Below are 26,265 nucleotides of genomic sequence, written 5' to 3' on the forward strand. Positions count from 1 at the left end.
AGGGCTTTGTCGAGCCATGACGCGCGCCGGGCGGATGGCTCTGTCGGTTTGTCGGGCGGATGGATACTATGCGCGCCATGCACCTATTCCCTGACGATTCATCATTGGCAACGCTTGTCGACGACCTGGCCGAACATGGCTGGGCGCAGCAACGTGCCTTTCTTCCAGAGGCTCTGACCCTGGAGTTGGCTGCCGAGTGCCATAAACGTGCGGCAACGGGCCAACTGGCGCCGGCGGCGGTGGGGCGCGGGCCGGCCCAGGAGGTACGCGAGGGCATTCGCGGCGATCATATCCAATGGCTGGAGCCGGGCCAGTCCGGCGCCTGCGACCACTACCTGGAAGTAATGGACGCCGTCCGCCAGGTGATGAACCAGGGTTTGTTCCTCGGTCTTGAAGACTATGAAAGTCATTTTGCCTTCTATCCGCCGGGGGCTTTCTACCGCAAGCATGTCGACCGCTTTCGCGACGACGATCGGCGCATGGTCTCAGCGGTGGTCTACCTCAACCAGGCGTGGGAGCCTGCGCATGGCGGCCAGTTACGGCTCTACCTGAAGGACGGGCGGGTGCACGACGTCGAGCCCGTGGCTGGCTCGCTGGTGGTGTTCCTGTCGGGCGAGATGCCCCATGAGGTGTTGCTGGCCAACCGCGAGCGGCTGTCGTTGACGGGGTGGTTCAGGCGCAGGGGTACGGATGTGTTTGGCTGACATGAAAAACTCGGGGGCTTTGCCCCCTCCCACATCCGGTGTGGGAGGGGCAAAGCCCCCGAGCGATTGCAGCCTGCTTAGAACAGGACGCGGCAGCGAATGGTGCCGGTGATCTTCTGCAGCTTCTCTTGCGCCAGGTCCGAAGACTCGGCGTCGACGTCGATCACCACGTAGCCGACCTTCTCGTTGGTCTGCAGGAACTGACCGGAGATATTGATGCCGTTCTCGGCGAAGACCTTGTTGATCTCGCTCATCACGCCCGGGATGTTCTCGTGGATGTGCAGCAGGCGGTGCTTGCCAGGGTGAGCCGGCAGGGCTACTTCCGGGAAGTTGACCGAGGACACCGAGGTGCCGTTGTCGCTGTACTTGACCAGCTTCTCGGCGACTTCCAGACCGATGTTGGCCTGCGCCTCGGCGGTGGAACCACCGATGTGCGGGGTCAGGATGACGTTGTCCAGGCCACGCAGCGGGCTTTCGAAGATGTCGTCGTTGGAGCGTGGCTCTACCGGGAAAACGTCGATGGCGGCGCCGATCAGGTGCTGGTCCTTGATCGCGTCGGCCAGGGCGTCGAGCTCGACCACGGTACCGCGGGCGGCGTTGATCAGGATGCCGCCTTTCTTGATGGCGCGGATTTCCTTCTCGCCGATCATCCACTGGGTGGCGGCGGTTTCCGGTACGTGCAGGGTGACGATGTCGGACATGCCGAGCAGCTCGTGCAGGTTGCCGACCTGGGTGGCGTTACCCAGCGGCAGCTTGGTCACGGTGTCGTAGAAGAACACCTGCATGCCCAGGCCTTCAGCCAGGACCGACAGCTGGGTACCGATCGAGCCATAGCCGACGATGCCGAGCTTCTTGCCACGGATCTCGAAAGAGTTGGCCGCGCTCTTGATCCAGCCACCACGGTGGCAGGAAGCGTTTTTCTCCGGGATGCCGCGCAGCAGCAGGATGGCCTCGGCCAGCACCAGCTCGGCCACCGAACGGGTGTTGGAGTAGGGCGCGTTGAACACTGCAATGCCGCGCTCGCGGGCTGCATTGAGGTCAACCTGGTTGGTGCCGATGCAGAAGCAGCCGACGGCGACCAGTTTCTTGGCGCTGTCGAAGATTTCTTCGGTCAGTTGCGTGCGCGAGCGAATACCGATGAAGTGAGCATCGGCGATCTTTTCCTTCAGCTCGGCTTCCGGCAGCGACTTGGTGTGGTATTCGATGCTGGTGTAGCCGGCGGCCTTGAGGACGTCCACGGCGGATTGGTGGACGCCTTCGAGAAGAAGGAACTTGATCTTGCTCTTATCGAGAGAAGTCTTGCTCATCTGCGTAAACCTGTGTCCCGGAGAAAATTGGCAGGAGGATAAAGCGTGCGCGGATCGGCCAGAAGCTCGATTAGCGGGGGGCGTATGCTAGCATATGCACCCCGCCAAGCGCCCATCCCTGGGTCATGAAGTGTGCTCAGGGTGACTATGAATTGTTCGAGAGTTCGTGCGATGACCCATCCTGCATTGATTGATGAGCTGAAGACCCTGGTTGAGCCGGGCAAGGTCCTGACCGACGCCGATTCCCTCGAGGCGTTCGGCAAGGACTGGACCAAGCATTTTGCCCCGGCGCCCAGCGCCATCGTCTTTCCCAAGACCATCGAGCAGGTGCAGGCCATCGTGCGCTGGGCCAACCAGCACCAGGTCGCCCTGACCCCCTCGGGCGGCCGTACCGGCCTCTCGGCCGCCGCCGTGGCGGCCAATGGCGAAGTCGTGGTGTCGTTCGACTACATGAACCAGGTGCTGGAGTTCAACGAGTTCGACCGCACCGTGGTCTGCCAACCCGGCGTGGTCACCGCCCAGTTGCAGAACTATGCCGAGGAGCGCGGGCTGTACTATCCGGTGGATTTCGCTTCGGCTGGCTCCAGCCAGATTGGCGGCAATATCGGCACCAATGCCGGCGGTATCAAGGTGATTCGCTACGGCATGACCCGCAACTGGGTGGCTGGGCTGAAAGTGGTCACCGGCAAGGGAGACCTGCTGGAGCTAAACAAAGACCTGATCAAGAACGCCACCGGCTACGACCTGCGTCAGCTGTTCATCGGCGCCGAAGGCACGCTGGGCTTCGTGGTCGAGGCCACCATGCGCCTGGATCGCGCGCCGAAGAACCTCACGGCCATGGTGCTCGGCACGGCCGACTTCGATTCGATCATGCCGGTGCTGCATGCCTTCCAGAGCAAGCTGGACCTCACCGCCTTCGAGTTCTTCTCCGACAAGGCACTGGCCAAGGTCATGGCGCGCGGCGACGTGCCGGCGCCGTTCGAATCCGACTGCCCGTTCTACGCGCTGCTGGAATTCGAGGCCACCAGCGAGGAGGTCTCGGAGGCGGCCCTGGCGATCTTCGAACACTGCGTGGAGCAGGGCTGGGTAGTCGACGGTGTCATGAGCCAGAGCGAGCAGCAGTTGCAGAACCTGTGGAAGCTGCGCGAGTACATCTCCGAGACCATCTCGCACTGGACCCCGTACAAGAACGACATTTCGGTCACCGTGTCGAAAGTACCAGCGTTCCTCAAGGAAATCGATGCGATCGTCGGCGAATACTATCCTGACTTCGAAATTGTCTGGTTCGGCCACATCGGTGACGGCAACCTGCACCTGAACATCCTCAAACCGGAAAACCTGAGCAAGGACGAGTTCTTCGCCAAATGCGCCACCGTCAACAAGTGGGTGTTCGAAACCGTGCAGAAGTACAACGGTTCGATCTCCGCCGAACACGGCGTGGGCATGACCAAGCGCGATTACTTGACCTACAGCCGTTCACCGGTAGAAATCGAATACATGAAGGCGATGAAGGCCGTGTTCGACCCCAACGGCATCATGAACCCCGGCAAGATCTTCGCTGTTTGACTTGAACGCACCCCCGCAGGAGTCGGTATATGAGCTATCAACACCAGTACGTCGACGGCACGCGCATCCACTACCCCCTGGGCAAGGTGGTGTGCATCGGTCGCAACTACGCCGAGCATGCCAAGGAACTGAACAACCCGGTGCCCACCGAGCCCTTGCTGTTCATCAAGCCGGGCAGCTGCGTGGTGCCGCTGGAGGGCGGTTTCAAGATTCCGACCGATCGCGGTTCGGTGCACTACGAGGCGGAAATCGCCGTGCTGCTAGGCAAGGCTTTGTCCAACAAGCCGAGCGAAGAGGAAGTGCTGGATGCCATATCCGGTTACGCCCCGGCGCTGGACCTGACCCTGCGTGAAGTGCAGAGCAGGCTCAAGGAGAAGGGCCTGCCCTGGGAGCTGGCCAAGTCGTTCGACGGCGCTTGCGTGCTGGCGCCTTTCGTCGCGGCCGGCACCTTCCCGGACGTGACCGATATCGGCATCCGCCTGACCATCAATGGCGAAGTCCGCCAGGACGGCAGCAGCGCCTCGATGCTCAACCCGATCATCCCGATGATCCAGTACATGGCCGCGCATTTCTCCATGCAGGCCGGGGATGTCATCCTCACCGGCACGCCGGCCGGCGTGGGTGCGCTGAATGTCGGTGATGAATTGGTGCTCGAACTGCCAGGCGCCAGCCAGTTCAGCGGCTCGGTGCTCTGAGCGCCGCTTGATGACAGCTCGGGGGCCGCTTGCCTGCGAGCTGTTCACTCAGGCTTGCTCAGGCCTTGAGGGTCTTCACCCCTTCAGCCGTCCCCAGCAGCAGCACGTCGGCCGGCCGCGCGGCAAACAGGCCGTTGGTCACCACCCCGACGATCCCGTTGATCTGCTGCTCCAGCTGCACCGGATCAGTGATCTGCATGTTGTGCACGTCAAGAATGATGTTGCCGTTGTCGGTCAGTACGCCTTCGCGGTACACCGGGTCGCCGCCCAGTTTGACCAGCTCGCGGGCCACATGGCTGCGGGCCATGGGGATGACTTCGACCGGCAGGGGAAAGCCGCCCAGCACCGGCACCAGCTTGCTGGCGTCGGCGATGCAGATGAAGGTGCGCGCCACGGCGGCGACGATTTTCTCGCGAGTCAGCGCTGCGCCGCCGCCCTTGATCAGGTTCAGCCGCTCGTCGCTTTCATCGGCACCGTCGACATAGAACTCCAGGTCGCTCACGGTATTGAGCTCGTACACCGGGATGCCATGGCCCTTGAGGCGTGCAGCCGTGGCTTCGGAGCTGGCAACGGCGCCGTCGAATGCGCCCTTGTGCCGCGCCAGGGCGTCGATGAAGCAGTTGGCAGTCGAGCCAGTGCCGACGCCGACGATGCTCTTGTCATCGAGCTTGGGCACAATGAAGTCGACCGCCGCCTGGGCGACGGCCTGTTTGAGTTGATCCTGGGTCATGCGGGCTCCGGGCAGGGGGCTTTTCAAAGGCCGGCATTATACCGTTTTGCGCCCGCAAAACCTTGGTTTCGACAGGGGCATTGGCTTAGACTCGACGACCTCCGCTTCCATGCCAGTGATGCCCGCGATGCTCGAAAACTACGTCAAGAAGATCCTCACCTCACGCGTCTACGACGTGGCGGTGGAAACGCCCTTGCAGGCGGCGGGGCAACTGTCGGCGCGGCTCGGCAACCAGGTACTGCTCAAGCGTGAAGACCTGCAGCCGGTGTTTTCCTTCAAGATTCGCGGCGCCTACAACAAGATGGCGCAGCTCACCGCCGAGGAGCAGGCGCGCGGCGTGGTCACCGCTTCGGCCGGCAACCATGCCCAAGGCGTGGCCCTGGCTGCGCGTGAACTGGGCATCCAGGCGACCATCGTGATGCCGCGCACCACCCCGGAGATCAAGGTCGAGGGCGTGCGCTCACGGGGTGGCATCGTCGTGCTGCACGGTGATTCGTTTCCCGAGGCGCTGGCCCACTCGCTCAAGCTGGTGGAGCAGCAGGGCATGGTCTACATCCATCCGTACGACGACCCGCTGACCATTGCCGGGCAGGGCACCGTGGCCATGGAAATCCTGCGCCAGCACCCGGGGCCGCTGGACGCCATCTTCGTGCCAGTGGGCGGTGGCGGGCTGATTTCCGGGATCGCCGCCTACGTGAAGTACCTGCGTCCGGAAATAAAGGTCATCGGCGTCGAGCCGGACGACTCCAACTGCCTGCAGGCGGCCATGGGCGCCGGCGAGCGCGTGGTGCTGCCAACGGTGGGCCTGTTCGCCGATGGCGTCGCCGTGGCGCAGATCGGCCAGCACACCTTCGACATCTGTCGCCACTACGTCGACGAAGTGATCACGGTCAGCACCGACGAGATCTGCGCGGCGATCAAGGACATCTACGACGACACCCGTTCGATCACCGAGCCAGCTGGCGCGCTGGGCGTGGCGGGCATCAAGAAGTACGTGGAGTCGCGCGGCGTGCAGGGTCAGGCGCTGGTGGCCATCGATTCCGGCGCCAACGTCAACTTCGACCGCCTGCGCCACGTCGCCGAGCGCGCCGAACTGGGCGAGGGCCGTGAAGCGATCATCGCCGTGACCATCCCCGAGCAGCCCGGCAGCTTCAAGGCCTTCTGCGAGGCCATCGGCAAGCGGCAGATCACCGAATTCAACTATCGTTACCATACCGGGCGCGAGGCGCACATCTTCGTCGGGGTGCAGACCCATCCGGAAAACGACCCGCGAGCCGCCTTGATCGCCAGCCTGACCGCCCAAGGTTTCCCGGTCCTGGACCTGACCGCCAACGAACTGGCCAAGCTGCATATCCGCCACATGGTCGGCGGCCATGCGGCCAAGGTCAGCGACGAAATGGTGCTGCGCTTCGAGTTTCCCGAGCGGCCGGGCGCGCTGTTCAACTTCCTCAGCAAGTTGGGCGGGCGCTGGAATATCTCGATGTTCCATTACCGCAACCACGGCGCGGCGGATGGCCGGGTGGTCGCCGGCCTGCAGGTGCCCGAGGACGAGCGCCATCTGGTGGCCGCGGCGCTGACCGACATCGGCTACCCCTTCTGGGACGAGACGGCCAACCCGGCGTATCAGCTGTTCCTGGGTTGATCAACACTGGATGTCCACTGCTGCAAGGGAGCGATCATGCAAAATCTCATGCTGTTGAAAGCACTGCACGGCTTGGCCACGGCGCTGCTGATTGGCGGGGCGCTGGCGGTGGTCTATCGCTGGGCTCGCGGTTGGCGGGCCGGTGACCCGGCGGCGCTGGGCCAGACCTTGCAGCGGCCATGGCTGTTCGCCTGGCTGGCGATGGGCCTGAGCCTGCTGGTGTTTCCGGTCAGTGGCTGGTGGATGGTGCATGACACCGGCTGGTCGTTGGGCCAGACCTGGCTGCTCAGCGGCTCGGTGCTCTACACCGTCGGCATCCTTTGCTGGCTGTTGCTGCTGTGGCGGGTCAACCGCCTGCGCCAGGCCGGGCAGGCGGTCAGCGCCGGGCAACGGCGCACGGTGCTGGGGCTGTCGATCGTCGGCGGGGTGATTCTGGTGGCGGCCTTGGGGGTGATGGTGCTCAAGCCGGTCTGATCGCCGGGCGCCCACCCATGCGGGAGGGGGCAGCGCCCCCGAGAGGCCGCCAGGCCGGCTTGCCGCTTCAACGCAAAGAGATCGCCTTCCACCCACGCCGCTGCGCTTCGGCCGCCAGCTTCGGATCGGCGTCCACCGCCACCGGGTGGGTCACCTGCTCAAGCAGCGGCAGGTCGTTCATCGAGTCGCTATAGAAGTAGCTGTCCTGCAGGCTGTAGCCGTTTTCCTCGATCCAGCGGTTCAAGCGAGTCACCTTGCCTTCGCGAAAGCACGGGACATCGGTGCTGCGTCCGGTGTAGCGGCCGTCGACCATCTCGCACTCGGTGGCCAGCAGCGTGTCAACGCCCAGCCGCTCGGCGATCGGGCCGGTGACGAAACGGTTGGTGGCGGTGATGATCACCAATTTGTCGCCAGCAGCGCGGTGCTCGGCCAACAGCGCCAGGCTCTTGGGCAGGATGATCGGCTCGATGCAGTCGCGCATGAATGCCTGATGCCACTGCGCCAACTGCGCCATGTCGGTACGGGCGAGGATTTCCAGGCTGAAATTCAGGTATTCCTGCAGGTCCAGGCGCCCCGCCAGGTAGTCTTCGTAGAAGCCGTCGTTGCGCGCCTTGTACTGCACCGGGTCAAGGATGCCGCGGGCGCAGAGGTAGTCGCCCCAGGCGTGGTCGCTGTCGCCACCGAGCAGGGTGTTGTCGAGGTCGAATAGAGCCAGGCGCATGAAATATCTCGCTAAAAGCTGAAAAATGGTCCCCAGAATACGGACTTTTCACATAGCTGCACATAAGCTGTGACGCCTCGTTGCTGCGCTCATGACCTTTGTGGAACAATGCGAAGACATGCGTTTGCGAGGTTGCTGCCGTGATCGACCCCGATGGTTTTCGTCCCAATGTCGGCATTATTCTCACCAATGATGCCGGGCAGGTGCTGTGGGCTCGGCGGATCAATCAGGATGCCTGGCAGTTTCCACAGGGTGGCATCAACCCCAACGAATCGCCGGAAGAGGCCCTGTATCGCGAGTTGAATGAAGAGGTCGGGCTGGAACGTCAGGATGTCGAAATTCTTGCCTGCACCCGCGGCTGGTTGCGTTATCGTCTACCCCAGCGGTTGGTGCGCACGCACAGTCAGCCGCTGTGTATCGGGCAGAAGCAGAAGTGGTTCCTGCTGCGCCTGATTTCCAACGAGCAGCGGGTCAGGATGGATTTGACCGGCAAGCCCGAGTTCGACGGGTGGAAATGGGTGAGTTACTGGTATCCCCTGGGCCAGGTGGTGACATTCAAGCGCGAGGTTTACCGCCGCGCTCTCAAAGAGCTTGCCCCGCGCCTGTTGACGCGCGACTGACGACGGAGTTCGACCCCGAGCCATGCTCAATACGCTGCGCAAGATCGTCCAGGAAGTTAACTCCGCCAAGGATCTCAAGACGGCGTTGGGGATTATTGTGCTGCGCGTCAAGGAAGCCATGGGCAGCCAGGTCTGCTCGGTCTACCTGCTCGACCCGGAAAGCAACCGTTTCGTGCTCATGGCCACCGAAGGCCTCAACAAGCGCTCCATCGGCAAGGTCAGCATGGCCCCGAATGAAGGCCTGGTAGGCCTGGTGGGCACCCGCGAAGAGCCGCTGAACCTGGAGAACGCCGCCGACCACCCGCGCTATCGCTACTTCGCCGAAACCGGCGAGGAGCGCTTCGCTTCGTTTCTTGGCGCGCCGATCATCCATCACCGCCGCGTGGTCGGCGTATTGGTCATCCAGCAGAAGGAACGCCGCCAGTTCGACGAAGGCGAAGAGGCCTTCCTGGTGACCATGAGCGCTCAACTGGCCGGGGTGATTGCCCACGCCGAGGCCACCGGTTCCATCCGCGGTCTGGGGCGTCAGGGCAAGGGCATCCAGGAAGCCAAGTTCGTCGGCGTGCCAGGCTCGCCGGGCGCTGCGGTGGGTACCGCCGTGGTCATGTTGCCGCCGGCTGACCTGGATGTGGTGCCGGACAAGTCCGTGGCCGATATCGCCGCCGAACTGGCGTTGTTCCAGACAGCGCTGGAAGGCGTGCGCAACGACATGCGCACCCTGTCGGCCAAGCTGGCCACCCAGCTGCGCCCCGAAGAACGCGCGCTGTTCGACGTCTACCTGATGATGCTCGACGACGCTTCGCTGGGCAGCGAGGTGACCAACGTCATCAAGACCGGCCAGTGGGCCCAGGGTGCCCTGCGCCAGGTGGTCACCGAGCACGTCAACCGCTTCGAATTGATGGACGACGCCTACCTCAGGGAGCGTGCCTCCGACGTCAAGGACCTCGGCCGCCGCCTGCTGGCCTATTTGCAGCAGGCCCGCCAGCAGACCCTGGTGTACCCCGACAACACCATCCTCATCAGCGAAGAGCTGTCCCCGGCCATGCTCGGTGAAGTGCCCGAAGGCAAGCTGGTAGGCCTGGTATCGGTATTGGGTTCGGGCAACTCCCACGTGGCCATCCTGGCCCGGGCCATGGGCATTCCGACGGTGATGGGCCTGGTCGACCTGCCGTATTCCAAGGTCGACGGCATCAAGATGATCGTCGACGGCTACCACGGCGAGGTCTACACCAACCCCAGCGACATACTCACCAAGCAATACGGCGACGTGGTCGAGGAAGAGCGTCAGCTGGCGCTGGGCCTCGATGCCCTGCGCGAGCTGCCTTGCGTAACTCTCGACGGCCATCGCATGCCGCTGTGGGTCAACACCGGCCTGCTCGCCGACATCGCTCGCGCTCAGCAGCGCGGCGCCGAAGGGGTAGGGCTGTACCGCACCGAAGTGCCGTTCATGATCAATCAGCGCTTTCCCAGCGAGAAAGAGCAGCTGGCGATCTACCGTGAACAGCTGGCCGCGTTCCACCCGCTGCCGGTGACCATGCGCAGCCTCGACATCGGCGGCGACAAGTCGCTGTCGTACTTCCCGATCAAGGAAGACAACCCTTTTCTGGGCTGGCGCGGCATCCGCGTCACCCTCGACCACCCGGAAATCTTCCTGGTGCAGACCCGCGCCATGCTCAAGGCCAGCGAGGGCCTGAACAACTTGCGCATCCTGCTGCCAATGATATCCGGCACCCACGAGCTGGAAGAGGCCCTGCACCTGATTCACCGAGCCTGGGGCGAGGTGCGCGACGAAGGCACCGACGTGCCGATGCCCCCGGTGGGCGTCATGATCGAGATACCGGCGGCGGTGTATCAGACCAAGGAGCTGGCGCGCCAGGTGGACTTCCTGTCGGTCGGCTCCAACGACCTGACCCAGTACCTGCTGGCGGTGGACCGCAACAACCCGCGGGTGGCCGACCTTTACGACTACCTGCACCCGGCGGTGTTGCAGGCCCTGCAGAACGTGGTGACCGACGCTCACGCCGAGGGCAAGCCGGTGAGCATCTGCGGCGAGATGGCCGGCGACCCGGCGGCGGCGGTGCTGTTGATGGCGATGGGCTACGACAGCCTGTCGATGAACGCCACCAACCTGCCGAAGGTCAAGGGCATGCTGCGCCAGATCAACCTGAGCAAGGCCAAGGAGCTCCTGGCGCAGTTGAACAAGATCGACAACCCGCAAGTCATTCACAGCACCTTGCAGCTGGCGTTGAAGAATCTCGGGCTGTCGCGGATGATCAACCCGGCCTCGCCGAAGAAGCTTTAAGGCCGTTGGCGGCAATGGGGGAGCGGGCAAGGCCGGCCTTGCGGCCTCTCGGGGGCTTGGCCCCCTCCCACCTCAACCTCGCCAGCTTGCCATGAACACTTCGCCCAACCTGCCGCCATAGGGCCCGAAACTGCGCTCGGTCAGCTGCGCACGTCCCTTGGCATCCATCACCAGCACCGTGCTCGCCCGCGTGCCGTAGTTGGGGCTGGCAATGAAAGCGCTCGATAGCAGCCGCTCGGTAGCCAAGCCAACGCCGGTGTCAGGCAGCTCGGCATCGGCCGCCGGCTGCGCATCGGCCAGGAGCTCCAGCAGCGACTGCACCGAATAATCCTGCAACTGCGCCGCCAGCCCGGCCCGCGCCTTGAGCAACTTTGGCCAGGGACTGTCCAGCCCGGCGTTGGACAAGCCATATACCCCCGCCGCAAGAGGCTGCGCCGCCACCGTCGAGCTTGCGTAGACCAGCCGCTGCCCATCGCCGAGCAACAGGTTGAACCCGGCATACTGCGCCGCTCGCTCGGCCACGCCGGCCAGGTACTCATCGATCGATTGTGCGCCGCAGAGAAACCCTGCCACCAGTTCCCCACGCGAACGCAGCCCCGCCGCCTGGCCAGGCTGGCGGATGTTGGTCAGGGCGGCGAAACGCCCGGCGCCACCGAGCCCCAGCCAGGTGCCCCCGGCCTCCAGATCGCGCCCGGCGCAGACCTGCGGGTAATCGTCCCAGGGCGCCAACGGCTGGGTGGGGCGAGCGTAGAACTCGTCGCGGTTGGCCGCGACGATCAACGGCTGGGCATGGCCCGGCCGCCAGGCGAACACTATCAGGCACATGGCGATTCCTGGGCCGTGGTCGGCTCGGTGTGGTCAGATACTTTAACCATTCATTCATCGTCTCGGGTAGGGCTGCCGGCCCGCTTGAGTTAACATGCTGCGCACATTTTGTTGGTGCTCGTTAAGGAGTCGCAATGCTGCCTTACCCGCAGATTGACCCGGTGGCCGTTGCCATCGGCCCCCTGCAAATCCATTGGTACGGCTTGATGTACCTGATCGGGATCGGCAGCGCCTGGCTGCTGGCCTCGCGTCGCCTGAACGACTTCGACCCCACCTGGACCAAGGAGAAGCTCTCCGACCTGGTGTTCTGGTGCGCCATGGGTGTGATCATCGGCGGGCGCTTGGGCTACGTGCTGTTCTACGACCTGCCGGCGTACATCGCCAACCCGTTCCTGATTTTCGAAGTCTGGAAGGGCGGCATGGCTTTCCATGGTGGCTTCCTCGGGGTGATGATCGCCACCTGGTGGTTTGGTCGACGCAACGGCAAGTCGTTGTTCCAACTGCTCGATTTCATCGCGCCGCTGGTGCCGATCGGCCTGGGCGCCGGGCGCATCGGCAACTTCATCAATGCCGAGCTGTGGGGCAAGCCCACTGACCTGCCATGGGCCATGGTCTTCCCGCCGTTCAGCGACCCGGCGCAACTGCCGCGCCATCCGTCGCAGCTGTACCAGTTCGCCCTGGAAGGCGTGGCCCTGTTCGTCATCCTCTGGCTGTTCTCGCGCAAGCCGCGCCCGACCATGGCTGTTTCCGGGATGTTCGCCCTGTTCTACGGGATCTTCCGCTTCGTGGTCGAATTCGTGCGGGTACCGGACGCGCAGCTGGGCTACCTCGCCTGGGGCTGGGTGACCATGGGCCAGATCCTCTCGCTGCCGATGATCGTGGTCGGTCTGACGTTGCTGTGGCTGGCGTATCACAAGAAGCAGCCTGCGGTACAACCCTCCTGACAGCTCGGAGCTGAACCATGAAGCAATACCTCGATCTGGTCGCCGACGTCATCAAGAACGGCAGCGTGCAAGCCAACCGTACCGGCGTGAAGACCATCAGCCTGCCCGGCGCCATGTTGCGCTTCGACTTGCAGAAGGGCTTTCCGGCCATTACCACGCGCAAGCTGGCGTTCAAGTCGGCGATCGGCGAACTGGTGGGCTTCCTGCGCGGCGTCAACAACGCCGCCGAGTTCCGCGCGCTGGGCTGCAAGGTCTGGGACCAGAATGCCAACGAAAACCAGCAGTGGCTGACCAACCCGTTCCGCCTGGGCACCGACGACCTCGGTGAAATCTACGGCGTGCAATGGCGTCAGTGGCCGGCGTACAAGCGCATCGCCGCGAGCAATGCCGCGGCCATCGAGCTCTGCCTGAGTCAGGGCTACGTGCAGCTGGCGGCCGGCGAAGAAGACGGCGAAGCGTTCGTGGTGCTGTACAAGGCCATCGACCAGATCCGCCAGTGCGTCGACACCATCGTCAATGACCCCGGCAGCCGGCGCATTCTGTTCCACGGCTGGAACTGCGCGCAGCTCGACGAGATGGCCCTGCCGCCATGTCACTTGCTGTATCAGTTCCACCCGAACCCGGAAACCCGGGAGATCTCGCTGACCCTGTACATCCGCTCCAACGACCTGGGCCTGGGCACGCCGTTCAACCTCACCGAAGGCGCCGCGCTGCTGTCGCTGATCGGCCGCCTGACCGGCTACACGCCACGCTGGTTCACCTACTTCATCGGCGACGCCCACGTCTACGAGAACCACCTGAGCATGCTCACCGAGCAACTCGACCGCGAACCCTTCCCGGCCCCCAGGCTGGTGATCTCCGCCCGCGTGCCGGAGTACGCCAAGACCGGCGTCTACCAGCCAGAGTGGCTGGAGCTGATCGAACCTGGCGATTTCTCGCTGGAAGGTTATGAACATCATCCGCCACTGACGGCGCCGATGGCGGTGTGATTCTCAACCGTCGATGCGAAAGTCCGTGCTCAAGCGCCGCCAGTGGTCCCTGAGCACGGCTTGTTGGGCGGGGGCATCGGGCTCGATGCTACGCAGATTGCCAAGTACCGGGTCTAGCCGTTGACGCGACGGGTCGGCGATATATTGTGGGGCAAGGGTAAATACATTCCTGCCATTGGAATGGCCAGCAACGTAGCCGACCAGTTGGTCGTGCAAGCGCAGTTCCAGCACAGATACTGTTTCGCCGCTCATAAAAGGTCTTCCCAAGGATCGTCGGGTTCATCCTCTCCAAAGCTTGGTGGCGAAGGATTGTGGCCTGCCAATAGCTGACGCACAGCGGCTAGCTGATCCTTCGGCACGAGCACGATGGCTGCATCCAATCCTTCGGCGATCTGGTCGAGGGTGTTCAGGCGAGGATTACCGTCGCGTTCTATCTTGGCGTACTGCTGGCGCGTCAGCCCTGCCCGCAGCGTCATGTCCTGAATTTTGAGCCCTAGCAGCAAGCGCCTTTGCCGGATTTCCAGAAGCAGTGAGGTTTTCATCCCGCAGACCACGCTTGAAAGTTAACTATATGGCTCATAGTAGACTCAACGAGCCATATAGTTAACTTTTTAGTGCCTGTGGCTCCTCCCCACATGCGAGTGCTCCACCTCCGGAGCTGTCACCGCCCCGCTTGTTTCCAGCTGCTGAATGATCCCGCACTGATCGTCCGAGCCGGCCACCCGGCATTTATCGCGTAGCTCCAGCAACTGCGTCTGCAAGGCCTGCAAGCCATCGATGCGCAGTTTCACGTGCTCGATATGCTCATCGATCAGCGCGTTGACGCTCTGGCACTGGTCGTCGGGCAGGTCACGCAATGCCAGCAGGCTGCGAATCTCTTCGAGCGTCATGTCCAGGGTGCGGCAATTGCGGATGAAGGTCAGGCGCTCCACGTGCGCCTGGGTGTAGAAGCGGTAGTTGCCATCGGTGCGGGCCGGGGCGGGCAGCAGTTGCTCACGCTCGTAGTAGCGGATGGTTTCGACCTGGCAGTCGGTGGCTTTCGCCAGTTCACCGATTTTCATGGAGGCCTTCCGATGATCAAGAACATGATTGAGGATTGGGGGCTTGACCCTATAGTGGCTACAGGGTGTTCACTTGGCAACAAGCACTTTCAGGACATTGCCCATGTACCGCTTGCACCGAGCCGAACCCGTATCGCCCAGCCCTGTTCATGCCCATAAAGGGCACGACCACTGCTGCAGCGGTCCTGCACCCGCCGCTGAAGTCGAGCTGGGGCCGGTCACTGCTGGCGCCCAGCTCAGTCGATTCCGTATCGAGGCGATGGACTGCCCCACCGAGCAGACCTTGATCCAGAACAAGCTGGCCAAGCTGGCGGGCATCGAGCAACTGGAGTTCAACCTGGTCAACCGCGTGCTCGGCGTGCGCCATGTGCTGCAGTCCACTGCGCCCATCGAGCAGGCGATCGGCAGCCTTGGCATGACCGCCGTGAGCCTGGATGGGGAACAATCGGCAACGGCCCAGCCCAAGGCCAAGTCACAATGGCCGTTGTGGCTGTCCGGCCTTGCTGCGTTCGCCGCCGAGGTCCTGCACTTCACCGGGTTGGCGCCCAACTGGGCGATTGCCGGGGTCGCGTTGCTGTCCATCGTTGCGGGCGGCCTGGGCACCTACAAGAAGGGCTGGATCGCCCTGAAGAACCGCAACCTGAACATCAATGCGCTGATGAGCATCGCAGTGACCGGGGCGCTGCTCATCGGCCAGTGGCCGGAAGCTGCGATGGTGATGTTCCTGTTCACCGTGGCCGAGCTGATCGAGGCGCGCTCGCTGAGCCGTGCACGCGACGCAATCGCAGGTTTGCTGCAATTGGCGCCCGAGCTCGCCACGGTGCGGAGTGCCGACGGGCAATGGCATGCCGTGGCAGTGAGCAGCATCGAAGTTGGCGCTCGAGTCAGGGTGCGTCCTGGTGAGCGCATCGCGGTGGACGGCGAAGTGGTGCAAGGGCGGTCGAGCATCGATCAGGCCGCGATCACCGGTGAAAGTCTGCCTGTGGATAAAGCCACGGGAGACCCGGTGTTCGCCGGCACGCTCAATCAAGCGGGTTCGCTGGAAGTGCTCGTCAGTGCGCCAGCCAGCCAGTCGACCTTGGCACGGATCATCCACGCGGTCGAGCAGGCGCAAGGCGCCAATGCGCCCACGCAACGCTTCGTCGACAACTTCGCGCGGGTCTACACGCCGCTGGTGTTCATCCTGGCGCTCGCCGTCGCGGTGCTGCCGCCCCTGCTCATGGCCGGCGCCTGGTTCGACTGGATCTACCGCGCGCTGGTGCTGCTGGTAGTGGCGTGCCCCTGTGCCCTGGTGATCTCGACTCCGGTGACCCTGGTCAGCGGCCTCGCCGCCGCTGCGCGCAAAGGTATCCTGATCAAGGGCGGGGCGTATCTGGAGAGCGGTCATCGGTTGCAGGTGATCGCCCTCGACAAGACCGGCACCCTGACCCACGGCAAGCCCCGGCAGACCGATTTCGAACGGTGGGTCGACGGGCCGTCGGATGTTGGGCAGATTGCCGCCAGCCTGGCCGCACGTTCCGATCACCCGGTGTCCATGGCGATCGCCGCCGCCAACCCGCAGGCGCGACTCGAGGTGCAAGACTTCGTAGCGCTGCCGGGCCGCGGCGTGCGCGGTGAAGTGAACGGCCAGCCCTATCATTTGGGCAATCCGCGCCTTGCCGAGGAGTTGGGCGCGACCGACGCACAGCTGACCGCCCGTCTGGAGCAACTCGAGCGCGAAGGCAAAAGCCTGGTGTTGCTGCTGGCGGGCAATCAGGCGCTGGCCCTGTTCGCCGTGGCCGATACGGTCAAGGACACCAGCAAGGAGGCCATCGCCGAGCTGCATGCCCTGGGTATCAAGACCTTGATGCTCACCGGCGACAATCAGCACACCGCCGAGGCGGTGGCCCGTCAGGTCGGCATCGATCAGGCGCGGGGCAACCTGCTGCCGGCCGACAAGCTGGCCGCCATCGAAGCACTCGATCACCAAGGCCACGCCACCGGCATGGTCGGTGACGGTATCAACGACGCGCCAGCCCTGGCGCGGGCCTCGATCGGTTTTGCCATGGGCGCTGCCGGCAGCCACACCGCCATCGAAACCGCCGACGTGGCATTGATGGACGACGACTTGCGCAAGCTCCCGGCTTTCGTCAGGCTCTCGCGGCAGACCCGGGCCATCCTGGCGCAGAACATCGGCCTGGCGCTGGTGGTCAAGGCGCTGTTCCTGGGCATGACTTTCGCCGGGCTGGCGACCATGTGGATGGCGGTGTTCGCCGACATGGGCGTCAGCCTGCTGGTGGTATTCAATGGTTTGCGCCTGCTGAGGAAATAGCGAGATGAGATGCTGACGGCCGAACTCAAGGCGTTCTACATGGTGGCCCGGCTGGGCAGCATCACCCTGGCGGCAAAGAAGCTCGGGCTCAGCCAGCCAACCGTGACCACGCAGATTCGTCATCTGGAAAGCCAGTACGACGTCGAACTATTCTACCGCGGCGGGCGACGCATGAGCCTCAGCGACGAGGGCGCGCGGTTGATGCCGATGGTCAAGGCGTTGCAGCAGCAGGAAGCCGACATCGAGTTCTTCCTGCGCAACAGCGGCCAGGTCAAGGGCGCGCTGCGCATCGCCGCCACGGCGCCTTACTACATCCTCGACCTGGTGAAGGTGTTTCGCGAACGCCTGCCCCAGGTCGAGGTGTCGGTTGAAATCGGCAACTCGCAACAGGTGCTGGAATGGCTGGAGGACTACAAGGTCGACCTGGCCGCCTCTTCGCAGTTGCTTGACGACCCGCGTCTGGTCCGCCGCGTGCTGGGCAGCGATCCGCTGGTGCTGGCGGTACACCGCAGTCATCCGCTGGCCGCGCGCGCGCACATCGAGCTGGGTGCGCTGGCCGGGCAGTGCCTGTTGCTGCGCGAGCAGGGCTCGACCACCCGCAGCCTGACCGAACAGATGCTCAAGCAGGCAGGGGTCGTGACCGGGCCGTTGCTGGAGATCGGCAGCCGCGAGTCGATCCGCGAGGGGGTGCTGCGCAACATCGGCGTCAGCCTGATCGCCCGCCACGAGGTGCCGCACAATCCCGAGCTCAAGGTGCTGACCGTCGAGCAGGCGCCCTCGATGCACGAGTACCTGTACTGCCTCAAGGAGCGCAAGCAGGCGCGGCTGCCGGCGGCGTTTCTTGGCCTGGCCCAGGAAGTCCGCCCCGCGCCCTGACTACGCAAATCTGCCTATACCACTATCGGCAGCTTTTGCCCCGTTGCCACGTCACCGTCTCATTGCGCGCCTAGCATGACCTGCATCAGCTCGATGAGGTCTCGGCCATGCACGGTCCCAGCAACCCGATTTGCAGAACAGCAGGCGCGCCATTGCGAGCGCGCAACATTCACAAGCGCTTTGGCGCCTTCAGTGCGCTGGACAGTGTTTGCCTGGATGTTGCCGCCGGCGAGCTGGTCTGCCTGCTCGGGCCTTCCGGCTGCGGCAAGACCACGCTGTTACGCTGCATCGCCGGCCTCGAGCGCCAGGACAGCGGCGAACTGTACATCGGCGACCGCGACATCTCGCACCTGGCGCCCCAGGCCCGTGACTACGGCATCCTGTTCCAGTCCTACGCGCTGTTCCCCAACCTCAGCGTGGCCGACAACATCGCCTACGGCCTGGCCGGCAGCGGCCGCCAGCAGGTACGCGAGCGGGTGGCGAAGATGCTCGAACTGGTCGGCCTGACCGGCAGCGAGAAGAAATACCCCGGGCAGCTGTCCGGAGGCCAGCAGCAGCGAGTGGCCCTGGCTCGCGCGCTGGCGCCGGCCCCTTCACTATTGCTGCTGGACGAGCCGATGTCGGCGCTCGACGCGCGGGTGCGTGAACACCTGTGCGGCGAGCTGCGCGAGCTGCAGCGTCGGCTGGGCATCACCACCCTGATGGTCACCCACAACCAGGACGAGGCCATGTTGATGGCCGACCGAATCGCCGTGATGAACAACGGCAAGGTCGAGCAGTACGCCACTGCGCAGGAGATTTACGACCGCCCGGCCACCCCCTTCGTCGCCGAGTTCGTCGGCCAGGGCAACTGGCTGCCGTTCCAGCGCCACGGCGAGCACCACGCGCGGGTCGGCGGGATGGATCTGCGCCTGCCATTGGACGCCAGCCGGGCCAGCAGCGGGCGGCTGTTCTGCCGCCCCGAGGCGATCAGCGTCAACCCCAGCGTGCACGAAGAGAACCTGTTCGCCGCGCGGGTGCGCGACATCACCTTTCTCGGCAACCGCTGGCGCATGAACTTTGAATTCGAGCAGCTGCCCGGCCATGCCTTGCAGGCCGAGGTGGCGCCCGAGGCCATGCCATCTCTGGGCAGCCCGGATATCTGGGTGGCCTTGCCGCCTGCCAGCCTTCAGGTGTTTGCCTGAGATGGCGGCGCCAGTCTCGCTGCCCGCGCCGCAGGTGCGCGGCGACAGGGCCAGCACGGCGTTGCCGCTGGCCGACCGGCTGTTCGTCATCGGCGGCAAATGGCTGCTGCTGGCCTTTTTGGTGCTCAGCGTGCTGCTGCCGTTGCTGGCGATCTTCTGGCGTGGCCTCAATGGCGATGCGGCCCAGGGCGGCGGCTTGATAGCCGCCGGTGCTTTGCTGCGCAGCGACAACTTTCACTGGCTGCTGGGCAACAGCCTCAAGGTCTCGTTCAGCGTGGCGCTGATCGTGGTGCCGTTGGCCTATCTGTTCGCCTACGCCCTGCAACGCACGCGTATTCCCGGCAAGACCTTGTGGCGCGGCATTTCGCTGCTGCCATTGCTGGCCCCGTCGATGCTGCCAGGCATCGGCCTGGTCTATCTGTTCGGCAACCAGGGTTGGCTGCGCGGCCTGCTCAGCGACAACATCTACGGCTTCTGGGGCGTGGTGCTGGGTGAGGTCATCTACACCTTACCCCATGCCCTGATGGTCCTGCTGTCGGCCCTGGCCCTGGCCGATGCGCGGCTGTTCGACGCCGCCTCCAGCATGGGCGCCAGCCCGGCCCGGGCCTTTTGCAGCATTACCTGGCCAGGTTCGCGCCAGGCGGTGTTCGCCGCGTTCTGCCTGGTGTTCACCCTGGCCATCACCGACTTCGGCGTGCCGGTGGTGGTGGGCGGCGACTATCAGGTGCTGGCGCTGGAGGCCTACAAGGCGGTGGTCGGCCAGCAGCAATTCGGGCGCGGCGCGTTGATCGGCATGGTGCTGCTGGTCCCGGCCCTGTTCAGCTTTGCCGTCGACGCCTGGCTGCGCCGGCGCCACGGCCAGGGCATGAGCGGCCGCGCGCAGGTCTACCAGCCTGGCCCCGGCAAGCTGCGCGACGCCTGCTACCTGGCCATCGTGCTGGTGCTGTGCAGCGGGCTGCTGGCCGTGGTGGGCATGGCGGCTTACTCCTCGCTGGTGAAGTTCTGGCCGTACAACCTGTCGCTGTCGCTCGATCATTACCAGTTCAACGACACCGCCGGCGGCGGCTGGCTGGCCTATCGCAACAGCCTCAAGCTGGCCTGTGGCACGGCCCTGATCGGCACCGCGCTGATTTTCACCGGCGCCTACCTGATGGAGAAGACCCAGGGCTTGCGCAGCCTCAACCTGACCCTGCGTTTTCTATGCTTCATTCCCATGGCCGTGCCCGGGTTGGTGCTGGGTTTGGGCTATGTGTTCTTTTTCAACCTGGCGGGCAACCCGCTGCATGTGTTCTACGGCAGCATGACCCTGCTGGTGGCGTGCACCATCGCCCACTACCTGACCACGGCGCAGATGACCGCCACCACTGCCCTGCGCCAGCTGGACGCCGAGTTCGAAGCCGCCGCCCTGTCGCTCAACGCGCCGCTGTACCGCCATTACTGGCGGGTGACCGTGCCGATCTGTCTGCCGGCGCTGCTGGATATCCTGCGCTACCTGTTCGTCTCGGCGATGACCACCGTGTCGGCGGCGATCTTCCTCTACAGCCCGGACACCCTGCTGGCTGCGGTCGCCGTGCTGAACATGGACGATTCCGGCAACGTCGGCGGCGCCGCGGCCATGTCGACCCTGATCCTGATCACGTCCGGCGCCGTCTCGCTGCTGCTGGCCTGGACCTGCGGCGGCCTGCTGCGCCGCTCCCAGGCCTGGCGGCGAAGCGCGCCAGGCCATTGATCCTCACCCCTCATTCACCCTCAAAGGATGCACACCATGTTCAAGCGACTGGCCCTTGCCGCTGCCGTACTGACCGCCTTCACCCTGCATGCCCAGGCTGCCACCGAGCTGACCGTCTACACCGCCCTGGAGCCAGAGCAGCTTGAGGCTTACAAGAGCGCGTTCGAGAAGGCCAATCCGGACGTCGAGATCAAGTGGGTGCGTGATTCCACCGGCATCGTCACTGCCAAGCTGCTGGCCGAGAAGGACCGGCCGCAGGCCGATGCCGTGTGGGGCCTGGCCGCCTCCAGCCTGGCCATCCTCGACCAGCAGGGCATGCTGGAAAGCTACGCCCCGGCCGACCTCGGCAAGATCGGCGTGCACTACCGCGACGCCGCCAACCCGCCGGCCTGGGTGGGCATGGACGTGTGGGCCGCGACCATCTGCTACAACACGGTCGAGGGCGCCAAGCAGGGCCTGACCCGGCCCACCAGCTGGCAGGACCTGACGAAGCCCGAATACAAGGGCAAGATCGTCATGCCCAACCCGGCCTCGTCCGGCACCGGCTTTCTCGACGTCAGTGCCTGGCTGCAGACCTTTGGCGACAAGCAGGGCTGGGCCTACATGGACGCGCTGCACGAGAACATCGGCCAGTACGTCCACTCTGGTTCCAAGCCGTGCAAGCTGGCGGCCTCCGGGGAATTCCCGATCGGCATCTCGTTCGAGTATCCGGCCGTGCAGCTCAAGCGCCAGGGCGCACCGCTGGACATCGTGCTGCCCAAGGAAGGTCTGGGCTGGGAAATCGAAGCCACCGGCATCATCAAGGGTACGCCCCATGCAGCGGCGGCGAAGAAACTCGCCGACTTCTCCGCCAGCCCGGCGGCCATGCAGTTGTACAAGGAAAATTTCGCGGTACTGGCGCAACCGGGCATCGCCCAGCCGCAGGCAGAACTGCCGGCCGATTACGAACAGCACCTGATCAAGAACGACTTCGCCTGGGCCTCGAAGAACCGCGACAGCATCCTTGCCGAGTGGCGCAAGCGCTACGACGGCAAATCGGAAAAAGTTGCGCAGAAGTAAGGCCGGGGAGGCTTGATGAAATATGACCTGATCGTGGTCGGGGCCGGTATCCTCGGCCTTTCCCACGCCTACGCCGCTGCGCGGCGTGGGCTCAAGGTGGCGGTGTTCGAGCGCAGTGCCACGCCGCTCGGGGCTTCGGTGCGCAACTTCGGCCAGGCCCTGGTGACGGGCCAGCCGCCCGGGCCGATGCTGCAGCTGGCCAAGGCCAGTCGCGAGATATGGGCCCACTGGGCCGAGCGCGCCGGCTTTGGCCTGCAGCGTGAAGGCCTGCTGGTGTTCGCCCGTACCGAGGCCGAGGAGCAGCTGCTTGAGGCCTTTGTGCAGCGGCGGGCGGCCGAGCACGGCTACCAGGTCGCCCTGCTGCGCGGCACGGCATTGGCCGATCTGTACAGCGGCCAGTTCGCCCATCACCGCGCCGCGTTGCACGGTTTCGAAGACCAGCAGCTGTACTCGCGCGAGGCGCTACCGGCGCTGGTCGACTACCTGCGCCGCGAACTGGGGGTGGATTTCCAGTTCAGCACCCTGGTGCGCGACGTGCAGCCGGGCACCGTACTGAGTACGGCGGGTCGTTTCGAGGCCGGGCAGATCGTGGTCTGCGCCGGGCATGACTACCAGACCTTGTTGGCCGAGCCATTGGCGGCCCTGCAACCCTCGGTGTGCCGCCTGCAGATGCTGCGGGTGCGCCCTCGGCGCGACCTCAAGTTGCGCCACGCACTGCTTACCGGGCTGAGCGGGGTGCACTACGGCGCCTTCGCCGATCTGCCGGAAGCGGCGGCGGTGCAGGCGCAGATCCTCGAGCAGAGCCCCTGGCTGCACGAACACGGCATTCACCTGCTGATCAGCCCGACGCCTTATGGTGAGCTGATCGTTGGCGATTCCCACGAATATGGCAGGGACGCTTCGCCCTTCAACAGTGAGCAGGTGGACAACTGGATGCTCGAGCTGGCCACCGACACGCTCGCCTGCCAACTCGACGTGGTCGAGCGCTGGCAAGGCGTGTATGGCGCGCGCGGCAGGACACCGTTCACCTTCCTGGAGGTGGCGCCCGGCTTGAGCGCCGCCTTGATGCAGGCCGGTGTCGGCATGAGCGTCGGGCCGGGTATGGGTGAGGCGAACATCGCCCGGCTGCTGGGGGAGGATGCATGAGCGGGCTTGACGGGTTGTTCTCGTTGTACGCGCAACATGGCGCCGCCGACTATATCGGCGAGCCGGTCTCGCAGATCGAGCACATGTCTCAAGCGGCGCAGTGCGCCATGGCCGAAGGGTACGACGAGGAGGTGGTGCTGGCGGCGTTCTTCCATGACATCGGCCATCTGTGTGGCACGGGCGCGGCACAGATGGACGGCTACGGTGTGGCCAGCCACGAACGCCTGGGCGCCGATTACCTGCGCCGCCTGGGTTTCGGCGAGCGCCTGGCGCGGCTGGTGGAGAATCATGTGCAGGCCAAGCGCTATCTGACCTATGCCGACCCTGGATATCACGCTCGGTTGAGCGAAGCCAGCCGGCGTACCCTGGCGTTTCAGGGTGGGGTGATGAGCGCAGCCGAAGCAGCGGCGTTCGCCGAGGATCCGCTGTTCGAGGCCAGCGTGCGGCTGCGCCATTGGGATGAGCAGGCCAAGCGCGAAGGCGTGCCGGTGCTGGACATGGCGCTGGTGAGGGCGATGGCCGAGCGGATGTTGCGCCAGGGCTGAGGAAAGGGTGGGAGCGGGCACAGCCCCGAGGGGCCGGCAGGCCGGTTCGATCTACAACTCCCCCGCCAACTGGTCTATCTGCTCTTGCCGCTCGGCCTGGCCCAGGCGCCTGTGGCCATTCAGGGACGACCACTGCGGATAGGCGCGTGCCCGGGTCAAGGCCGCCGGCAGCTTGCCTTCGCGCCAGCTCCTTTCCTGGGCTGCATCCACCTGGATGCTGTCCATGGCCGCATGCCCGCGCCGCTCCAGCGCCAGCAGCAACTGACGTTGGCGCAGCGCCAGCAGGCGCAGCACATTATCGTCCACGCTCAACTCGCGCTGGCCCTTGAGCTTGCCCAGCAGCCGGCCGCCATAGCCGCGGGCGGTCTGCAAGGCGCCGCCGGCGATGGCCCCGGCCAGGGCGGCAAGGCCCAGGGTGACACCCCCGACCAGCAGATCGACACCCGCCCCAGCGGCCGCCCCGGCGGCAATCCCGCCACCGACCTTGACCCCCAGTTGCTTGAGGGTCTCAGGGTTGAACAGGTCGTCCCCCCAGCGCCCGTCGCTGAGCGGCAAGTCAGCGGTGCTGGCATCCTCGCGGCGAAAGCCATATTGCTTGAGCAGCGCCTGCACGCAGGCCTGTTCGCGTTGGCGCACCGCCTGGCGCAGATCTTCCACCGCCGCCTGGGCGGCTTCACTGGCAACGCTGCGTCGGCCCGCGGCACAGTCGATCAACAGTTCGGCGATCAAGCGGCGTGCGCCCTGACGGCGCAGCTCGCGCTGCAGCTGCTGGTCATCGATCAGCCGCTGCAAGGCAGGGCGTGCATGCTCCAGCAACAGCGCCAGGCTTTCATAGAGCCGGCGCTCGCCGTCTTCGGGTGGCGCCACGCTGTCGAACCGTACCAGTGCGTGCAGGCCCAGACGGGCCAGGGCTTCACGCCATTCACTTTCGCGGTGCTCGCTGGCGCTGACGAAGTTGAGCACCGGCAGCAACGGCCGGCCACAACTGTTGAGGAGTTCCAGCTCGTCGCGGTATTTGGCCAGCACGGGTTCGCGGGCGTCGATCACGTACAGGCCGGCGTCACTGGCCAGCAGCTGACGCAGCACCTTGGCCTCCTGCTCGAAGCGCTGACGAGCCTCGTTGCCTTCAAGAAAACGCGCCACTCGCGCCGGCCCGTCGAGGCGTTCGCCGGGGCGGTCCAGGTGCTCGAAGAAATCCAGCAGGGCGATGGCGTCTTCCATGCCCGGCGTGTCGTACAGCTCCAGCAAGGCCTGGCCGTCGACCGACAGGCGCGCGCCTTCGACGTGGCGAGTGGTACTGGGGCGATGGGAGACTTCGCCAAAACCCACATCGCGGGTCAGGGTGCGCAGCAGGGAGGTCTTGCCGACATTGGTGTGGCCTACCACCGCCAGCTTCAGAGCCTCAGTCATGGCCGGTCTCCAACCAGTTCAGCGGCGCCGGGTCGCTGACGACAAAGGGCGCCAGGGCTTCATGCCAGGCCGCCAGGCGCCGGGCGTCGACGATTTGCCCGGGAGGTGCCGGCAGCAGCCAGACCCGAGTGCTGGCGGCGCAGCGCGACAGCTCGGCGATCAATGCCAGGCTGCCACGGTCGGGCGAGCGTAGCGGGTCGCAGGCGATCAGCAGGCGCGCGGCGGGAAAGCGGGTCAGTTGCTCGAGCAGGCGTTGCCGCGAAAGGCGGTCATCCAAGTGCCCGGCGTCGCTGACGCCGACGGGCAAGGTCGGCGGCCAGGCGCGCTGATCGTCCAGTTCGAGCCCCACCAGCAAGGCGCCGCTACTGGCCCCGGCAGTCGTCGTCGCAAGGCTGCTGGCCAGGGGCGGCGGCGCGGCGTCACTGACGCCCAGGCGTTCGCTGCTGGGCATCAGTTGCCCGCGCAGCGGCTCATGATCCGCCAGTTGCAGATCCAGCTGCGTTCGCCCGCCGTGCCAGCGCAGCAGGCAAAACGCGGCCAACAACAGCCGCGGGGCGATGCCGTACAGCACCAGCACCCCGATCAGCCAGCCGGCCCAGGCCTGGCGCGCGGCGTCGGCGTCCAGCGGCACGCCACCGCTGGCGGCGATCATCGCGGCGTCCGGCACGTTGAAGCCGAGCCAGGCGGGCAGGGCGCCGAGGGACTCGGTCAGGCCGACGAAACTGTCGGCGCCCAGTAGCGTGGTTTCCCAGACGAAGCCGTAACGTCGCGTGGCCAGCAGCAACAAGGCGACCACCAGCGCGGCCAGCAGTGCCACCAGCCACAAACCATGCACCAGCGCGCCGAGCACCCAGCGGTTGAGCCGCCGGCGCTGCAGCAGCACCACCAGCGCTGGCGCCAGGTGCGCCGCCTTGGCGTCGCGCGCGAGCTTCTCGCTGAGCCACCACCACAGGCGCCCAAGGCTGGCGCCGTGGCCGCCGGCAAACAGCAGGCCACCCAGCCAGCCCAGGAGCATCAGCAGATCAAGCCCGAGCAGGCTGCCCAGGGCCCAGAACACGTTGACCGGGCGGGCGCCGTTGCCCAAAGCGGCGAAAGCCAGGCCGGCGCCGCTGAACAGCGCCAGCACCGCCAGCACCAGCACGGCCAGGCGGGCGCCCTGTTGCCAGTGCTTGAGCGCCGCCAGCAAACCGTCTCGTTGCGCCAGCCATAGTGCGCGGTTGATCACTCGCGCGCCCAGGTCGCCGCCCTGCTGGCGCGCGACGCGATTGGCCTCGCTATCGTCCAGGGCGCCGGCATGGCTTTCGCGCAGGCGTATGGCTTCGGTCAACCAGAGTTTTTCCAGGGTGCTGAGGGCTGTCACGCGGGCTTCCGTTGCTGGAGTCTGCGCTGAGCATAACCCATGGCGGCTCTGCTATTCTGCCCGCC

The 26,265-nt window shown here is 65.1% G+C and carries 25 protein-coding genes; 16 read left to right on the forward strand and 9 right to left on the reverse strand.

Annotated features, from left to right (window positions below; all coding sequences use genetic code 11):
- Nucleotides 1-68 precede the first annotated feature (68 nt).
- Nucleotides 69-704: a 2OG-Fe(II) oxygenase gene (locus SFA35_RS01830; RefSeq protein WP_320574587.1), complete on the forward strand. Its 636-nt coding sequence runs from the start codon at nucleotides 69-71 to the stop codon at nucleotides 702-704.
- Nucleotides 705-781: 77 nt separating this feature from the next.
- On the opposite strand, the gene serA is transcribed toward SFA35_RS01830, so the two are convergent.
- Nucleotides 782-2,011 (reverse strand): phosphoglycerate dehydrogenase, encoded by a 1,230-nt coding sequence (gene serA / locus SFA35_RS01835; RefSeq protein WP_320574589.1) that lies wholly within the window; start codon nucleotides 2,009-2,011, stop codon nucleotides 782-784.
- Nucleotides 2,012-2,182: 171 nt separating this feature from the next.
- Between serA and SFA35_RS01840 the strand changes: the two genes are divergently transcribed.
- Together SFA35_RS01840 and SFA35_RS01845 are read left to right on the forward strand one after the other, a co-directional pair.
- Nucleotides 2,183-3,577 (forward strand): FAD-binding oxidoreductase, encoded by a 1,395-nt coding sequence (locus tag SFA35_RS01840; RefSeq protein ID WP_320574591.1) that lies wholly within the window; start codon nucleotides 2,183-2,185, stop codon nucleotides 3,575-3,577.
- Between the two features lie 29 nt (nucleotides 3,578-3,606).
- Entirely contained in the window at nucleotides 3,607-4,272 is a 666-nt protein-coding gene (locus SFA35_RS01845; RefSeq protein WP_320574593.1) for a fumarylacetoacetate hydrolase family protein, read from the forward strand.
- Between the two features lie 58 nt (nucleotides 4,273-4,330).
- On the opposite strand, the gene rpiA is transcribed toward SFA35_RS01845, so the two are convergent.
- On the reverse strand, nucleotides 4,331-5,002 hold the full coding sequence (gene rpiA, locus SFA35_RS01850; protein ID WP_320574595.1) for a ribose-5-phosphate isomerase RpiA: 672 nt from the start codon (nucleotides 5,000-5,002) through the stop codon (nucleotides 4,331-4,333).
- Nucleotides 5,003-5,129: 127 nt separating this feature from the next.
- Here rpiA and ilvA point away from each other — a divergent pair, with 127 nt between their 5' ends.
- Together ilvA and SFA35_RS01860 are read left to right on the forward strand one after the other, a co-directional pair.
- Nucleotides 5,130-6,644 carry a threonine ammonia-lyase, biosynthetic gene (ilvA, locus tag SFA35_RS01855; protein WP_320578799.1) on the forward strand — a complete coding sequence of 505 codons (1,515 nt, stop codon included), beginning with the start codon at nucleotides 5,130-5,132 and terminating at the stop codon, nucleotides 6,642-6,644.
- Nucleotides 6,645-6,680: 36 nt separating this feature from the next.
- A complete protein-coding gene (locus SFA35_RS01860; protein ID WP_320574597.1) occupies nucleotides 6,681-7,118 on the forward strand; it encodes a DUF2269 family protein in 438 nt (145 codons plus the stop codon).
- Between the two features lie 67 nt (nucleotides 7,119-7,185).
- Here the strand turns inward: SFA35_RS01860 and SFA35_RS01865 are convergent, their stop codons facing one another.
- A complete protein-coding gene (locus SFA35_RS01865; RefSeq protein WP_320574599.1) occupies nucleotides 7,186-7,839 on the reverse strand; it encodes an HAD family hydrolase in 654 nt (217 codons plus the stop codon).
- Nucleotides 7,840-7,979: 140 nt separating this feature from the next.
- On the opposite strand from SFA35_RS01865, the gene SFA35_RS01870 reads away from it, so the two are divergent.
- Entirely contained in the window at nucleotides 7,980-8,459 is a 480-nt protein-coding gene (locus SFA35_RS01870; RefSeq protein ID WP_320574601.1) for an RNA pyrophosphohydrolase, read from the forward strand.
- 22 nt (nucleotides 8,460-8,481) lie between these two features.
- A complete protein-coding gene (gene ptsP, locus SFA35_RS01875) occupies nucleotides 8,482-10,761 on the forward strand; it encodes a phosphoenolpyruvate--protein phosphotransferase (RefSeq protein WP_320574603.1) in 2,280 nt (759 codons plus the stop codon).
- A gap of 72 nt (nucleotides 10,762-10,833) precedes the next feature.
- Here ptsP and SFA35_RS01880 read toward each other — a convergent pair whose 3' ends face one another.
- On the reverse strand, nucleotides 10,834-11,586 hold the full coding sequence (locus tag SFA35_RS01880; RefSeq protein ID WP_320574606.1) for an NRDE family protein: 753 nt from the start codon (nucleotides 11,584-11,586) through the stop codon (nucleotides 10,834-10,836).
- A 134-nt stretch (nucleotides 11,587-11,720) separates the two neighbouring features.
- Here SFA35_RS01880 and lgt point away from each other — a divergent pair, with 134 nt between their 5' ends.
- Entirely contained in the window at nucleotides 11,721-12,530 is an 810-nt protein-coding gene (gene lgt, locus SFA35_RS01885) for a prolipoprotein diacylglyceryl transferase (protein WP_320574607.1), read from the forward strand.
- A gap of 17 nt (nucleotides 12,531-12,547) precedes the next feature.
- Nucleotides 12,548-13,519: a thymidylate synthase gene (locus SFA35_RS01890; RefSeq protein ID WP_320574610.1), complete on the forward strand. Its 972-nt coding sequence runs from the start codon at nucleotides 12,548-12,550 to the stop codon at nucleotides 13,517-13,519.
- A gap of 3 nt (nucleotides 13,520-13,522) precedes the next feature.
- Here the strand turns inward: SFA35_RS01890 and SFA35_RS01895 are convergent, their stop codons facing one another.
- The 3 genes from SFA35_RS01895 to cadR form a co-directional block, all read right to left on the reverse strand.
- Complete coding sequence (locus SFA35_RS01895; RefSeq protein WP_320574612.1) at nucleotides 13,523-13,771, reverse strand: hypothetical protein; 249 nt, start codon at nucleotides 13,769-13,771, stop codon at nucleotides 13,523-13,525.
- The gene (locus tag SFA35_RS01900; protein WP_320574614.1) at nucleotides 13,768-14,061 is read right to left on the reverse strand and encodes a helix-turn-helix transcriptional regulator; all 294 of its coding nucleotides are present in this window, start codon (nucleotides 14,059-14,061) and stop codon (nucleotides 13,768-13,770) included. Before SFA35_RS01900 ends, SFA35_RS01895 begins: the two co-directional genes overlap by 4 nt.
- A 69-nt stretch (nucleotides 14,062-14,130) precedes the next feature.
- Nucleotides 14,131-14,580: a Cd(II)/Pb(II)-responsive transcriptional regulator gene (gene cadR, locus SFA35_RS01905; RefSeq protein ID WP_320574616.1), complete on the reverse strand. Its 450-nt coding sequence runs from the start codon at nucleotides 14,578-14,580 to the stop codon at nucleotides 14,131-14,133.
- 103 nt (nucleotides 14,581-14,683) lie between these two features.
- Between cadR and SFA35_RS01910 the strand changes: the two genes are divergently transcribed.
- The 7 genes from SFA35_RS01910 (at nucleotide 14,684) to SFA35_RS01940 (ending at nucleotide 23,430) form a co-directional block, all read left to right on the forward strand.
- Entirely contained in the window at nucleotides 14,684-16,891 is a 2,208-nt protein-coding gene (locus tag SFA35_RS01910; RefSeq protein WP_320574618.1) for a heavy metal translocating P-type ATPase, read from the forward strand.
- Nucleotides 16,892-16,900: 9 nt separating this feature from the next.
- Entirely contained in the window at nucleotides 16,901-17,767 is an 867-nt protein-coding gene (locus tag SFA35_RS01915) for a LysR family transcriptional regulator (protein WP_320574620.1), read from the forward strand.
- Nucleotides 17,768-17,874: 107 nt separating this feature from the next.
- On the forward strand, nucleotides 17,875-18,951 hold the full coding sequence (locus SFA35_RS01920) for a putative 2-aminoethylphosphonate ABC transporter ATP-binding protein (RefSeq protein ID WP_320574622.1): 1,077 nt from the start codon (nucleotides 17,875-17,877) through the stop codon (nucleotides 18,949-18,951).
- A 1-nt stretch (nucleotide 18,952) separates the two neighbouring features.
- Nucleotides 18,953-20,680 (forward strand): putative 2-aminoethylphosphonate ABC transporter permease subunit, encoded by a 1,728-nt coding sequence (locus SFA35_RS01925; RefSeq protein WP_320574628.1) that lies wholly within the window; start codon nucleotides 18,953-18,955, stop codon nucleotides 20,678-20,680.
- 36 nt (nucleotides 20,681-20,716) lie between these two features.
- Nucleotides 20,717-21,739 carry a putative 2-aminoethylphosphonate ABC transporter substrate-binding protein gene (locus SFA35_RS01930; RefSeq protein ID WP_320574630.1) on the forward strand — a complete coding sequence of 341 codons (1,023 nt, stop codon included), beginning with the start codon at nucleotides 20,717-20,719 and terminating at the stop codon, nucleotides 21,737-21,739.
- 15 nt (nucleotides 21,740-21,754) lie between these two features.
- Complete coding sequence (locus SFA35_RS01935; protein ID WP_320574632.1) at nucleotides 21,755-22,885, forward strand: TIGR03364 family FAD-dependent oxidoreductase; 1,131 nt, start codon at nucleotides 21,755-21,757, stop codon at nucleotides 22,883-22,885.
- Entirely contained in the window at nucleotides 22,882-23,430 is a 549-nt protein-coding gene (locus SFA35_RS01940) for a phosphonate degradation HD-domain oxygenase (protein WP_320574634.1), read from the forward strand. Before SFA35_RS01935 ends, SFA35_RS01940 begins: the two co-directional genes overlap by 4 nt.
- A 51-nt stretch (nucleotides 23,431-23,481) precedes the next feature.
- Here the strand turns inward: SFA35_RS01940 and SFA35_RS01945 are convergent, their stop codons facing one another.
- Nucleotides 23,482-24,840 carry a GTPase/DUF3482 domain-containing protein gene (locus SFA35_RS01945; RefSeq protein ID WP_320574636.1) on the reverse strand — a complete coding sequence of 453 codons (1,359 nt, stop codon included), beginning with the start codon at nucleotides 24,838-24,840 and terminating at the stop codon, nucleotides 23,482-23,484.
- Nucleotides 24,833-26,200: a DUF2868 domain-containing protein gene (locus tag SFA35_RS01950; protein WP_320574639.1), complete on the reverse strand. Its 1,368-nt coding sequence runs from the start codon at nucleotides 26,198-26,200 to the stop codon at nucleotides 24,833-24,835. Before SFA35_RS01950 ends, SFA35_RS01945 begins: the two co-directional genes overlap by 8 nt.
- Nucleotides 26,201-26,265: the final 65 nt, after the last annotated feature.

Source organism: Pseudomonas sp. HR96 (assembly GCF_034059295.1).
Classification (GTDB): Bacteria; Pseudomonadota; Gammaproteobacteria; order Pseudomonadales; family Pseudomonadaceae; genus Aquipseudomonas.